This window comes from Agrobacterium larrymoorei (assembly GCF_013322225.1).
In the GTDB taxonomy this organism is placed as follows: domain Bacteria; phylum Pseudomonadota; class Alphaproteobacteria; order Rhizobiales; family Rhizobiaceae; genus Agrobacterium; species Agrobacterium larrymoorei_A.
Genome location: NZ_JAAMFB010000013.1, coordinates 53,686 through 66,210 on the forward strand (window position 1 = coordinate 53,686; position 12,525 = coordinate 66,210).

13 protein-coding genes are annotated in these 12,525 nt (G+C 57.0%); 2 read left to right on the forward strand and 11 right to left on the reverse strand.

All coding sequences use genetic code 11. The features are described from left to right. Window positions 1–116 precede the first annotated feature (116 nt). From gor to rpiA, 3 genes are all read right to left on the reverse strand, one after another. On the reverse strand, window positions 117–1,505 hold the full coding sequence (gene gor / locus G6L28_RS08090) for a glutathione-disulfide reductase (RefSeq protein WP_174063277.1): 1,389 nt from the start codon (window positions 1,503–1,505) through the stop codon (window positions 117–119). 126 nt (window positions 1,506–1,631) lie between these two features. After that, the gene (locus tag G6L28_RS08095; RefSeq protein ID WP_174063278.1) at window positions 1,632–2,213 is read right to left on the reverse strand and encodes a DUF2059 domain-containing protein; all 582 of its coding nucleotides are present in this window, start codon (window positions 2,211–2,213) and stop codon (window positions 1,632–1,634) included. A 17-nt stretch (window positions 2,214–2,230) separates the two neighbouring features. Beyond that, window positions 2,231–2,929, reverse strand: coding sequence for a ribose-5-phosphate isomerase RpiA (gene rpiA / locus G6L28_RS08100; protein ID WP_174063279.1), 699 nt, complete (start codon window positions 2,927–2,929; stop codon window positions 2,231–2,233). Window positions 2,930–3,188: 259 nt separating this feature from the next. On the opposite strand from rpiA, the gene G6L28_RS08105 reads away from it, so the two are divergent. Beyond that, entirely contained in the window at window positions 3,189–3,875 is a 687-nt protein-coding gene (locus G6L28_RS08105) for an HAD family hydrolase (protein ID WP_174063280.1), read from the forward strand. A gap of 297 nt (window positions 3,876–4,172) precedes the next feature. Here G6L28_RS08105 and rpsD read toward each other — a convergent pair whose 3' ends face one another. Continuing rightward, entirely contained in the window at window positions 4,173–4,790 is a 618-nt protein-coding gene (gene rpsD / locus G6L28_RS08110) for a 30S ribosomal protein S4 (protein ID WP_174063281.1), read from the reverse strand. A 444-nt stretch (window positions 4,791–5,234) separates the two neighbouring features. On the opposite strand from rpsD, the gene G6L28_RS08115 reads away from it, so the two are divergent. Further along, window positions 5,235–6,224 carry a TerC family protein gene (locus G6L28_RS08115; protein WP_174063282.1) on the forward strand — a complete coding sequence of 330 codons (990 nt, stop codon included), beginning with the start codon at window positions 5,235–5,237 and terminating at the stop codon, window positions 6,222–6,224. Window positions 6,225–6,368: 144 nt separating this feature from the next. Here the strand turns inward: G6L28_RS08115 and G6L28_RS08120 are convergent, their stop codons facing one another. From G6L28_RS08120 to G6L28_RS08150, 7 genes are all read right to left on the reverse strand, one after another. Beyond that, the gene (locus tag G6L28_RS08120; protein WP_174063283.1) at window positions 6,369–7,886 is read right to left on the reverse strand and encodes an ATP-binding protein; all 1,518 of its coding nucleotides are present in this window, start codon (window positions 7,884–7,886) and stop codon (window positions 6,369–6,371) included. Between the two features lie 126 nt (window positions 7,887–8,012). Then, a complete protein-coding gene (locus G6L28_RS08125; protein ID WP_174063284.1) occupies window positions 8,013–8,900 on the reverse strand; it encodes an EamA family transporter in 888 nt (295 codons plus the stop codon). Between the two features lie 38 nt (window positions 8,901–8,938). Beyond that, a complete protein-coding gene (locus G6L28_RS08130) occupies window positions 8,939–9,574 on the reverse strand; it encodes a LysE family translocator (protein ID WP_174063285.1) in 636 nt (211 codons plus the stop codon). A gap of 73 nt (window positions 9,575–9,647) precedes the next feature. Continuing rightward, window positions 9,648–9,959 (reverse strand): HigA family addiction module antitoxin, encoded by a 312-nt coding sequence (locus G6L28_RS22835; protein WP_234902502.1) that lies wholly within the window; start codon window positions 9,957–9,959, stop codon window positions 9,648–9,650. Beyond that, window positions 9,880–10,125 carry a DUF1127 domain-containing protein gene (locus tag G6L28_RS08140; protein WP_174063235.1) on the reverse strand — a complete coding sequence of 82 codons (246 nt, stop codon included), beginning with the start codon at window positions 10,123–10,125 and terminating at the stop codon, window positions 9,880–9,882. The genes G6L28_RS22835 and G6L28_RS08140 overlap by 80 nt, the downstream gene beginning before the upstream one ends. A gap of 380 nt (window positions 10,126–10,505) precedes the next feature. Continuing rightward, on the reverse strand, window positions 10,506–11,333 hold the full coding sequence (gene murI, locus G6L28_RS08145; protein WP_174063286.1) for a glutamate racemase: 828 nt from the start codon (window positions 11,331–11,333) through the stop codon (window positions 10,506–10,508). Further along, window positions 11,314–12,144: an RNA methyltransferase gene (locus G6L28_RS08150; RefSeq protein WP_174063287.1), complete on the reverse strand. Its 831-nt coding sequence runs from the start codon at window positions 12,142–12,144 to the stop codon at window positions 11,314–11,316. The genes murI and G6L28_RS08150 overlap by 20 nt, the downstream gene beginning before the upstream one ends. Window positions 12,145–12,525: the final 381 nt, after the last annotated feature.

Here is a 12,525-nt window from a genome sequence, read left to right on the forward strand (position 1 = left end):
TCGGCCTATTTTGTAGGGTTTTAGGAAAGAAAAGCGAATCTAACCGATTTAAAAACGTCGCCGCCCCGTGCGCTACGAGGCGGTGACAAGAATAGCCTATGTCAGAAGGTCAGAGACTAGAGGCGCTCGCCGTTCCTGACCCGGTAGCTTGGAGAATACATCGTCACCAGCTCTTCCGCAGCGGTTGGGTGCACCGCCATGGTGGCGTCGAAGTCATCCTTTGTGCATCCGGCCTTTAGTGTGATGCCGAGCAGCTGAGCCATTTCACCAGCCTCGTGACCGAGAATATGCGCGCCGACGACCTTGCGGTCCGCCGCATTGACGATGAGTTTCATGATGGTCTTCTCGCCACGGCCAGAAAGGGTCGCCTTCATCGGGCGGAACTGCGCGCGGTAGACCTCAATTTCCTCGAACTTTGCGGAGGCCTGCTCTTCGGACAGACCAACCGTGCCGATTTCCGGCTGTGAGAATACGGCGGTCGCAATCAGATGATGATCCGGCTTCGTCGGATTGTTCTTGAACTCGGTTTCGATGAAGCACATGGCTTCGTGGATCGCCACCGGAGTAAGCTGTACCCTGTCGGTGACATCGCCCAGCGCATAAATGTGCGGCACGTTGGTGCGGGAATATTCATCAACGACGATCGCACCCCGCGCATTGGTTTCGACGCCAGCCTTGTCAAGGCCGAGACCTTGCGTATTCGGGTCACGACCCAGCGCCAGCATGACGAGGCCGACATGGACCGACTGGCCCTTGCTGGTGCGGGCCATGAAGCCGCCTGCCCCATCCTTGCTGACTTCCTCGATAACATCTTCAAGAATGATACGGATGCCCTTGGCTTCCATCGCTTCATGCAGCCCTTGGCGCATGTCGCCATCGAAGCCGTTGAGGATGTTCTTGCCTCGATAGATCAGCGTGGTCTCGACGCCAAGGCCATGGAAGATGTTGGCGAATTCGACAGCGATGTAACCGCCGCCTGCAATCAGGATAGACTTCGGCAGTTCTTCCAGATGAAAGGCTTCGTTGGACGAGATCGTCAATTCATAGCCCGGCAGTGCAACGTGAGGATTTGGCGTGCCACCAACGGCAATGACGATGCGTTCCGCTGTCACGGTCTGGCCGGTCTTCACCAGCTTTACGGTATGTGCATCGACAAGCTCTGCGCGGCTATCGAAAATTTCGGCTTTGGCGTTCTCCAGACCCTTGCGATACAGGCCTTCGAGACGCTCGATTTCCTTGTCCTTGGCAGCGATCAGCTTCTTCCAGTCGAATTTGCTCTCACCCACGCTCCAGCCGAAGCCTGCGGCATCTTCGAAGTGCTCTGGATATTGTGAAGCGTAGACGAACAGCTTTTTCGGCACGCAGCCTCTTATGACGCAGGTTCCGCCGTACCGGTATTCTTCGGCAATGCCGACGCGCTTGCCGAGTGATGCCGCCACACGCGCGCTGCGCACGCCGCCGGAACCGCCACCGATAACGAAAAGATCATAGTCATAAGATGTCATCATAAACCCCTGTCTCACGGCAGCGTCATACGCGCCGGACTGGCCCTCATATAGGTTCTACCACTGGAAAAAGAAAAGCCCGGAGGTGGGTCCGGGCTTTGAAAAAAACTGAACGATCGCGAGAAATCAGGGCTTTGGCGCAGGCGCCGCAGCGCCAGGTGCGCCACCGATATTCGCTTCGTTGGCTGGCAGCGGCTGCAAGTCCGCGCCGGCAACCTTTTGAAGTTCGGTCATCGAAGACGTATTCAGGTCACGATTGATGCCAGCAGCCCAGATATCGGCGGCCTTCATCAGCTCACGCGTTGCGATAGGACCGTCCTTCAACAGCTTCTTGCCGGCTTCGCTGCCGTAAAATGCGGAAATGGCCTTCAACTCTTCCACGGAAAACGCGCGCGCGTAGGTCAGCGCAGCTTCACGCTCCAGATCGGCGCGGCGCGGTGCCAGTTCCAGAGCCTTGGCGTCGACAGTCGCGGTAATCGCGTCTTCGACATTCGGCGATGCCTGGATCAATTCACCCTTCAGGCGCTCGGCAAGACCCGGCAGGATGTTGTCGAAACGATCCGTTACGCCAAGCGAGGCAATTGCCTGTCTTGCTGCAGCGATATGCTCTTCCGAAATTTCCTGCGCACGTGCGGCGGTGCCGAACACGAAACCGGAAATAAGGATCGAAGCGGCGGCAGCTTTGCCTAGTCCGGCCAGTTTGATCATGAAATCTCTCGCTCCTGTTATATTTTCGCCTGCATTACACGGGCGCCTTCCGGCCCGGCAATAATGGCAAGCGATGCCAAATTGATGAAAAGTCCGTGCTCTACGACGCCCGGTATCGTGTTCAGCTCACATGCCAGCGCTTCTGCATCAGGAATACGGCCAAAAGATGCGTCCAGAATGAGGTGTCCACCGTCTGTCCTGAAGGCATCGCCATCATGCGAGCGTAGCTTCATCTCACCGGAAAGACCGAGCTTTGAAGCCAGCTTTTCAATGGCGATGCGCGTTGCGACCTGACCGAAAATATTGATTTCGATTGGCAGGGGAAACGCGCCGAGCGTCTCCACGACTTTGCTCTGGTCCGCAATCACGATCATGCGGCCCGATGCGGCAGCAACGATCTTCTCACGTAGCAACGCCCCACCGCCGCCCTTTACCAACTGAAGCGAATAATCGACTTCATCGGCACCGTCTATGGTCAGGTCCAGTTCTGGCAACTCATCCAGAGACTTCAGCGGAACGCCCAGCTCCACGCAGAGCCGCGCCGTGCGCTCGGATGTCGGAACGCCCTGCACGTTCAAACCATTCGCAACTTTTTCTGCAAGAAGGCGAACGAATTCCTCCGCCGTAGAACCAGTGCCTATGCCAAGACGCATTCCGTCTTCAACATAGGAGAGCGCTGCTTCGGCAGCCTTGATCTTCATTTCGCGGGCATCCATACGCCTGCAACTCCAGTCGATTCATGAGAGTTTCGCTTCGATAGACAAGAGCGAACCCCAAAATTGTCATGCGCCATCAAAGGCCCGGAGAAATTGCTAGAGGTCTCCCAACCCATGCGCCTGCCGAGTGTTTACACGGCTCACCATCCAAACGGAAGCGTTTTTGCTGGTTCGAAATGGGCCATTCAAGGGTTTCGTTGCAAATGCCCTACCCTTTGCTTAGGCTCGAACAAACACATCATAGATACGAGGCTTCCATTTGACTTCCCCCCTAGTGATATTCGATCTTGACGGAACGTTGGTCGATACGGCCCCTGACCTTATCGAAAGCCTGAACTTCACCATAGAGGCCGCCGGTCTCGAACCCGTGACGTTTGCCGATCTGACCCACCTTGTCGGGCAGGGCGCACGCATCATGATCAAGCGAGCCTTCGCGCTGCGTGAACGGGAACTGCCTGACGCGGAAATCGAGCCGCTTTATGAACGCTTTATCGCCCATTACATCGAACACATGCCCGGCGAAAGCACACCCTACCCCGGCATAGTCGATACTCTGGAAAGACTGTCCGCGGCAGGTTTCACGCTTGCCGTCTGCACCAACAAGACGACGGTTCTGGCAATTCCGCTTTTGGAAAAGCTTGGTTTGAAAGACCGTTTCGCAGCCATCACCTGCGGCGACACCTTCGAATGGCGCAAGCCGGATGGCCGCCATATTCTAAGCACTATCGAAAAAGCGGGCGGCGATCCGGCGCGCAGTATCATGGTTGGCGATAGCGTCAACGATATTCTGGCCGCAAAGAACGCCAACGTCCCCTCCATCGGCGTCACCTTCGGCTATACGGATGTGCCGATGGCCGAACTTGAGCCGGATGTGGTGATCCATGGCTATGACGAGCTGGATGTTGCGCTGTTGGAGCCGTTGCTGTCCAAGCGGGCGGCGGCTTGAGAAGTAAGCCGTTTTTTCAGCTTTCTGGTGATAAAGCGACGGCAGTGCGTGGGGTAAATACCCCCTCTGCCCTGCCGGGCATCTCCCCCACAGGTGGGGAGATGACTCGTTGAGACCTCTCGCCAACATTGAAGGCTGCGGGTTGGGCAGGGAGTGTACGCCTTGCTAATCTCCCCACCTGTGGACGAGATGCCCGGCAGGTAGAGGGGTATACTTCAAACGCCGCCGCAAGCTTGAAAGCAGACAACAAAAAAGCCGCCTCGAAGGGCGGCTTTTTCTATTGATGCTAAACGCGGATTAACGCGAGTAGAATTCGACGACCAGATGCGGTTCCATGATGACGGCGTAAGGCACGTCGGACAGAGCCGGTACGCGAGCAAACGTCGCAACCATCTTGTTGTGATCGACTTCGATGTAGTCAGGAACATCGCGCTCAGCCAGAGCAACAGCTTCGAGAACGATTGCAAGCTGCTTGGACTTCTGACGAACTTCGATAACGTCGCCGACCTTGCAACGGTAAGAACCGATGTTGACGCGAACGCCGTTAACCGTGACGTGGCCATGGTTGACGAACTGGCGAGCCGCGAAAACGGTCGGAACGAACTTTGCGCGGTAGACGATTGCGTCCAGACGCGACTCGAGCAGGCCGATCAGGTTTTCAGACGTATCACCCTTGCGACGGTTGGCTTCGTCGTAGGTTGCGCGGAACTGCTTTTCACGGATTTCGCCGTAGTAGCCCTTGAGCTTCTGCTTGGCGCGCAGCTGCGTACCGAAGTCGCTCATCTTGCCCTTGCGGCGCTGGCCGTGCTGGCCTGGGCCGTATTCGCGGCGGTTTACTGGAGACTTAGGACGGCCCCAGATGTTTTCGCCCATGCGGCGGTCAATTTTATACTTGGACGATTCGCGCTTGCTCATCGCATTTCCTTTCAGAATGTTACACCGGTCTGTTGCCAAACCGGATTAAGGAAACACGCCCTCCTCTGAAGTCTGATTTCCAGACCTCTGACAGGTTTCTCACATTTGCGAATGGAGAAGCCACGGGACATGTCAGTTAAGGTCGATTGCCGAACGACAGTTCAAGCTGCAAGGCAACCAACGAAACACACCGGACATTGCTGCCCGGCGTTGGTGGGGCTTCTATGTGGCCTTCATAAAATTGTCAACGAGAAAAAAACTTCGTGACTGCTCTTGAAACGCTTTTTAGCCACATTATTTCCTCGTCGTGATCAGGACTCGGGCCCCTCTGGCGTATTACCGGACAATACGCGATGTCGAGTCTCTAAAGGTTGGGGCCACGTCTATTGTCTGTCACGCGTTCCCCAGCCGTTAAGCCAACCTCGTCCGGACAAGGGTTGACTGATGGACTTCCTGTTTACGGATTTTCTCGGCACGGCTACATGGATGTGGGCCGTCTTCATTTTTCTCGTTTTAGGTCTTCTCGCGCTCGATCTGGGCGTGCTTCATAAGAACTCCAAGGAAATCGGCATCCGCGAGAGCCTGCTAATGTCCGGCTTCTATATCGCTATCGGCCTGGCCTTTGGTGGCTGGATCTGGTACCAGTCCGGCCAGCAATCGGCCATGGAATATGTCACAGGCTTCGTGGTGGAAAAAAGCCTGGCGATGGACAACATCTTCATCATCGCCATGATTTTCTCCTACTTCGCCATCCCGCGTGAGTATCAGCACCGCGTGCTGCTTTGGGGTATCCTCGGCGTTATCATTCTGCGCGGCATCATGATCGCAGCTGGCGCTGCAATCGTCGAAAACTTCGAATGGGTGCTTTATCTTTTCGCGGCATTCCTTGTCTTCACCGGCGTGAAGATGCTGTTCTCTTCGGATCATGACGAGCAGGATATCGGCAAGAACCCTATCCTTAAGTTCCTGCGCACCCGGTTGCCCGTTACTGACCGTCTTTATGAAGAGCGATTTTTCGTCAAGAAACACGACGAAAAGACCGGCAAGCTAAAGACTTTCGTAACGCCGCTTTTCCTCGCGCTCATCATGGTCGAAATTGCCGACCTGATCTTTGCCGTCGACTCGATCCCGGCGATCTTCGCGATCACCACCGATCCGTTCATCGTCTACACGTCTAACATCTTCGCAATCCTCGGCCTGCGCGCGCTGTACTTCGCTCTCGCTGCCCTCATGCACCGCTTCGCTTACCTCAAATATGCTCTGGCTGCGGTTCTGGTGTTCGTGGGTTCCAAGATCTTCCTCGCGGATATGCTGGGAATCGCCAAGATCCCTCCGTCCATCTCGCTCGGCATCACCGTAGCGATCTTGGTAACGGGCGTCGTGGGCTCGCTGTTTGCGACACGCAACGAAAAGAAGGCTATCGACGAGGTTTGATTCGGGCGTAGACATGAAATTGGAAAAGGCGGGGGTGACCCGCCTTTTTTTGTTTGCGACACCTTCGACGTCAGCAAAATTCAGCGTTTTCAGATGATCGATACAAGCCCGAGCATGACCAAGGACACAGAGAGGTTAAGCGCCTTACTCAGCCGCAAGACTCACATCCCCATCCGCCGCATCGGCATCACCCGGCGCGGTCTTGGCGTCGAGGTCGGGGAACGCCACGATACGTTTGCCGGAGAAATCCGCATGGACCACCACCAGTTCCTTCTCCTCGAAGTAACCGAGCAGGCGGCGGGCGCGGCGGGCGGAATGGGTACCGTAGGCACGGGCGATGCGCGCGTCCGAGGGACACGGCTCTTCCGCCAGTGCTGCCTTGACCAGAAGCAGGAACACGCCCTGTAGGTCGTCCGAAACACTTTTGGAAAGGTCCAGCGCCTTTTCCCAGTTTTCGCTCGCAGCCATTTCGACATCGACGCCGGAGCGCGTAATGGCCACCTGACGGCGGAACTCCGACAAGGCCATGGGTGTGCCGGGAATGCGGCGCATACGGGCGCGGACGAGGAAATCCTGATAAAGCACGGCATCGGTACGATAAGCCGATTGCGGATCGTCCATGATTTCCGACAGGACGGCAGAGATTTTCTCCGCGCGTTCTTCCGGCGTTAATTCCGGCTGACCGCTGCGTTGCGGCTGATCCGATGCAGGCGCAATGGCTGCAGGCGTGGAGCGGGAAAGCTCAGCCAGAATATCCGTTGTCGGGCGCGGTGCAGGCGGCGTGCGGCGCGCGACAGGGCGATTGAACTCTTCCGGGTCCGGCGTGAAGATCAGGTCTTCTACGTCCTGCGGCGCATTCGGCAGGGGCATCAGCTTGGGCGATGACGAACGGGCGGAGGTTTCCACAGCACCGATGACAATCGGCAAAGGACGACGCGACAGGGCCGGGCCGAGTGCGACGAAATTGCCGCGCTGAAGATCGCGGAACATTTCCGCCTGGCGGCGATCCATGCCGAGAAGATCTGCGGCGCGTGCCATATCGATATCGAGGAAGGTGCGGCCCATCAGGAAGTTGGAGGCTTCGGCAGCGACATTCTTGGCAAGCTTTGCAAGGCGCTGCGTGGCGATGACGCCCGCCAGCCCGCGCTTACGACCACGACACATAAGGTTGGTCATGGCACCCAGCGACATTTTGCGGGCGTCTTCCGTCACCTCACCGGCAACTGAGGGCGCAAACATTTGCGCCTCGTCCACCACCACGAGAACGGGGTACCAGTATTCTCTGTCAGCATCGAACATGCCGTTCAAGAAGGCGGCAGCGGCGCGCATCTGCTGCTCGATATCCAGCCCTTCCAGCGTCAGAACGCAGGAGACGCGATGCTGGCGAATGCGGTTGGCAATGCCCGCCAGTTCACCCTCGGTACGCTCGCCATCGACCACCACATGGCCGAACTTATCCGCCAGCGTGACGAAATCGCCCTCGGGATCGATGATGACCTGCTGCACCCATGGCGCGGATTGTTCCAGCAGGCGGCGCAAAAGATGCGACTTGCCGGAACCGGAATTTCCCTGCACCAAAAGGCGTGTGGCAAGCAATTCCTCAATATCGAGCTTGGCTTGCTGCCCGCCCGAAAGCGTTCCCATGTCGATGCCGACCTGCAATGTTCACTTCCCTGCGACTGCGAATGGATGAAGCGCCGTCTCTCGGTACGGCGAATACCCTCTTTACCAAAGTTTTAAGCAAATGCCCCTGCGCATCGCAACAATGCACAGGGAATTGCTGATCCCCTATGCCGCGTTCGACGGCTTGCGTCCGAAAGACAGACGACGCCCGAACACGTTGAGGGCCAGACCCGCCACGACCAGCGCACTGCCGATGATTTCAAGCAACGTGATATGTTCTGCAAAAGCGAAATAGGCACCGAGAAAACCGACGATGGGAACCAGCAGCGAGAACGGTGCGACAGTTCCAGCTGGATAACGCAGCAGAAGGAAGCTCCAGATCCCTGCCCCGACAATCGTTGCGCCATAGGCCATGTAGATGACCACCATTGCCGTCAACATATTGGCGTTGGCTAACCCCTCGCTGATGGCTTGCGGACCTTCAAGCGCCAGAGACAGGAGAACGAGCGGAAGCACCGGCACGAGGCTTGTCCACGCAACGAAAGCTATCGCGTTGACGCGACCCACCTTGCGGTTGACGATATTGCCGATGGCCCAGCTGAAGGCGGCACCGATGCACATCAGCAGAGGCACCAGAGCGGTGATATCAAGTCGTTCCAGGCCGATGACCGCGAGCCCGCCAAAGGCAACGGTGGCACCAGCAATATGCGACTTCAACGGAATTTCACCGAGCAGCGTAACCGCCAGCGCCATGGTGAAAAACGCCTGCGACTGCATGACGAGCGAGGCCAGCCCGGCTGGAAGACCCCATTTGATGGCGGTGTATAGCAGGCCGAACTGCGCGCAGCCCATGACCATGCCGTAGACGATCGTATGCTTCCACGGCACCTTGGGTTTCGGAAGAAAGAAGATCAGCGGCACGGCGGCGAAGAGATAACGCAACGCGGTGAGGAAAAGCGGCGGCATATCCATGACGCCGACCTTGATGACCACGAAGTTGAAGCCCCACAAGAACACGGTGATGAGGGCGAGAAGAATATGCGGCAATGCCATTGCGGTATCCGAAGTCTCAACCGCAAATGCGCGGCATTTCAGGAAGCAGCCCTTTTCCACCCCATTGTCAAAAGCCCGGCACCGATCAGCAGACTTCCGCCGGTGCGGTTGACGATACGCTGAACGTTAGGCTTGCGGATGGTGTTGCGGGCTGCACTTGCCAGCATTCCATAAAGCGCCGCATTACAGGTGGCAAGCACAAGAAAAGTAACTTCGAAAATAACCACCTGCGGCCAGAACGGCTGCGTCGACACCAGAAACTGCGGCAGGAACGCCACGAAAAACACGATGCTTTTTGGGTTCAATGCCGTGACGACATAGGTGTGGGCGAAAATTCTGAACGGCCTTTCCTTGGCCCTCACCGCAGTCGTCTCATCGCCCTGCCCGCCCGCAGGCGCGCGCCACAGTTTGATTCCGAGGTATATCAGATAGGCCGCGCCAACCCATTTCAAAACGGTGAAGAGCGCGGCGGATGTGGCAAGCAAAGCGCCGAGCCCGAGCATGGAGGCGGTCATGGCGGTAAAATCGCCAAGCGCCACCCCAGCGACCGTCGCCGTACTCGCCTTCCGGCCATGGCCCAGCGCATAGGAAATGACGAGCAGGATAGTCGGCCCGGGAATGGCAAGCATGATGGCGGATCCGGCGACGAAGGCCAACCAGTTTTCAAGCGGCATGATGTGATCTCCCCGGACGATGAATATAAGGAGCAAGCCATCTACCGCTTTTGATATCAAGCGGAATTATGTACTACGCGGCTCGGTCGTCCAGAGGGCGAACGGGCGGCTGCTCTCGTGCCATCGCCTGCGCGAGATCATAATTGGCCTGCATGGCAAGCCATGCTCGCGCCGTACCGGCACCGGCTCGCTCCAAACGAAGAGCCAGATCGGAACTGACCCCTGGCCTTCCGTTAAGAACACGCGACAAGGCAACGCGAAATAGCAGTGCGCTCCCCGGCAACTTCACCAACGGAGCGACATCGTCAAAACCGGGGCGGACCCGGAAATAGATCGAGCGGAGAAAGTTCTCCGGGCATGGGTTTTGCCACCGGCAAACCAACATCCCGACGCATATGATCGGAGAGATGAGAAACGTCGGCTACGGCTTTCCTTCGCTGCCAAGCGACGACGAGTACGGCCTTGACGGTTGTCCAAACACCAAAGCTGCGGAACAGATCGTCAACGGCTTTGGAAACATCATTCACACTCAAAGATTGTTCTTCAGACATGAGAGGTCCATCCCGGCGCGGCAATGCGACCAGGTCCTTTTGGTAATGAAAGATGACGTGCGAAGCCGATGGACGCAGCGATACGCTACGACGACAAAAAGCCTATCGGCATGCATGAGATAAGTTGAAAACGGCCACAAAGGCCGGAAAAGCGTTAGATCGCTGTTCCGCGTCGAATAGATGGCGTGATAATTACGGTTCGCACCGAAGCCATAAATCGAGATGAGCCACGGAGGCGACGACGTAAAACAATATCCATTTCGATGCCTCCTGTGTTTGAGTTGCGGGCATTGGTTTTGTGACACGGCTCTGACTCGAATTCAAGATGTTCAATCTCGAATTGCATCAAAAGAATAAAGCCCAATGCAAAAATGCCACAGTCAGAGCTTTGGCGTTGATACCTTAAGGCCGAAACCCTGCATCAGACGGCGTGTCGGGAAATCCGGCTGGCCGGAGGTGAAAATGGCAAGATCGGAATCGTCTGGATGTTCCGCGTGGACATATTCAACCTTTCGCCGCGCCTGACGCGCGATGGCCTCCGCAGGGTCCAGCCAATCCACAGGCCATGGTGCGAGCCTGCGAAACACATTCGCCATAAAGGGGTAATGGGTGCAGGCCAGCACGACGATATCCGTTCGCCGTCCTTCATCCTCGATGAAACACGGGGAAATTTCCGCAAGCACGGCTTCATCCGAAACCGGTTCGCCTCTGATCCAGCTTTCTGCCATGCGGGCAAGATTTTCCGAGCCGACCAGACGCACATGGCATTGCGTGGCGAAAGACTGGATGAGATCGCGCGTATAGGCGCGCTTCACCGTACCGGGCGTCGCCAGTACAGAGACAAGGCCTGAGCGGGTGCGCTCTGCGGCGGGCTTGATGGCAGGCACCGTGCCGACGAATGTCATTTCCGGAAAAGCAGCGCGCAGATCCGCACCAACGAGTGTAAAGGCTGTGTTGCAAGCGATGATGCAGATCTCGGGATCGTAATTGCGCAGCAGGCGGGCAAAGAGCGAAAGGATGTGCTCCCTAAGCGCAGTCTCTTCCCAGCCGCCATAAGGAAAACCGGCATCGTCGGCTATATAGATGAAGCCGCGTTCCGGCATCAGTACGCGCGCCTCGCGCAGCACGGTCAACCCGCCGATGCCGCTATCGAAGACCAGCACCGGCTTCAGTGGCTTTGGCGAAATCTCAGCCGTTATCGCTGTCATCTGCGGGAAACTCCCCCTGCTCCGCCACGCCCTCATGGCCACGCGGATTTTGGCGGCTATATTTGTCGAAAGTGCCGAAGACGCCCCGAAGAACGCTGATTTCCTGCGAGGTCAACGCCCGACGAGACAGGACCGCGCGAAGGTTCTCCACCATGCGCTGCCTCTTTCCTTCCGGCCGGAAGTATCCGCGTCCATCCAGCGCCTCTTCCAACTGATCGAACAGACCGAAAAGCTGTTCCTTGGTCGCCTGCTTTTGCTCCAGCGGCTCAAACAGCGTGTCGCTGAGGTCTTCGATGCCGGACTTCATCCATTCATAGGACATAAGCAAAACGGCCTGGGCAATGTTGAGCGAAGCAAATGCCGGATTGACCGGGAAGGTCACGATCTCATCGGCCAGCGCAACCTCCTCATTGGTCAGGCCCCAGCGTTCACGACCAAAAAGAATGCCGGTCTTCTCACCAGACTGAAATCTGGCGCGAAGCGTGGAGGCCGCGGTGACGGGTGCGCGGACCGGCTTGAAGCCGTAACGTTCCCGTGCGGTCGTCGCATAAGTGAAGTTGAGGTCGGCGGTCGCTTCCTCGATGGTGTCGAACACCCGCGTTCGGTCTATGACGTGATCCGCCTTGGAGGCGGCGGCCCTCGCCTTCTCGCTCGGCCAGCCATCTCGCGGATTGACGAGCCGCAATTCCGCAAGGCCGAAATTCGCCATCGCGCGCGCCACCATGCCGATGTTTTCCCCAAGCTGGGGCTCGACCAGAATGATGGCCGGACCTTCTGCCAGAAGTTCAAGCTCGCTGTTTGTACCTGCCATTGTCGCCTTCCAATATTTTGGCGCTTCACTGGCATAGATCATCGCGAAAATCAAAGGCAACCTAGATTGTAAGGTCTGCTAGAGTGCCGACACCACCGTCATGCTCGGGCCTGTCCCGAGCATCTGCGAACTTTGCAACTGTTTCAACATGAGCAGATCCTCGGGACGAGCCCACTGCTGTCCGGTTTACGTTGACGAGCGTTCCTGCACCGTTACCCAGATAGGGGGCCTCGACGGCTCCGCCCCCACCCACCGTCATCAACTCTGTTGAGCTAAATCCTGTCTGAGCCTTGCGTTGATGGTTATGATGATTTTGCGCATGGTTGCTGCGATTGCGACGATGGGTGGTTTTCCGTTTTCGATGAGGCGTTTGTAGAAAGG

Excerpts from the sequence above, each read along its gene's own strand:
- G6L28_RS08150 (WP_174063287.1), bottom strand. The coding sequence starts at position 12,144 with ATGGCAGGTACAAACAGCGAGCTTGAACTTCTGGCAGAAGGTCCGGCC.
- gor (WP_174063277.1), bottom strand. The coding sequence starts at position 1,505 with ATGACATCTTATGACTATGATCTTTTCGTTATCGGTGGCGGTTCCGGC.
- G6L28_RS08140 (WP_174063235.1), bottom strand. The coding sequence starts at position 10,125 with ATGTCTGAAGAACAATCTTTGAGTGTGAATGATGTTTCCAAAGCCGTT.
- G6L28_RS08095 (WP_174063278.1), bottom strand. The coding sequence starts at position 2,213 with ATGATCAAACTGGCCGGACTAGGCAAAGCTGCCGCCGCTTCGATCCTT.
- G6L28_RS08130 (WP_174063285.1), bottom strand. The coding sequence starts at position 9,574 with ATGCCGCTTGAAAACTGGTTGGCCTTCGTCGCCGGATCCGCCATCATG.
- rpiA (WP_174063279.1), bottom strand. The coding sequence starts at position 2,929 with ATGGATGCCCGCGAAATGAAGATCAAGGCTGCCGAAGCAGCGCTCTCC.
- G6L28_RS08125 (WP_174063284.1), bottom strand. The coding sequence starts at position 8,900 with ATGGCATTGCCGCATATTCTTCTCGCCCTCATCACCGTGTTCTTGTGG.
- rpsD (WP_174063281.1), bottom strand. The coding sequence starts at position 4,790 with ATGAGCAAGCGCGAATCGTCCAAGTATAAAATTGACCGCCGCATGGGC.
- G6L28_RS22835 (WP_234902502.1), bottom strand. The coding sequence starts at position 9,959 with ATGTTGGTTTGCCGGTGGCAAAACCCATGCCCGGAGAACTTTCTCCGC.
- G6L28_RS08115 (WP_174063282.1), top strand. The coding sequence starts at position 5,235 with ATGGACTTCCTGTTTACGGATTTTCTCGGCACGGCTACATGGATGTGG.
- murI (WP_174063286.1), bottom strand. The coding sequence starts at position 11,333 with ATGACAGCGATAACGGCTGAGATTTCGCCAAAGCCACTGAAGCCGGTG.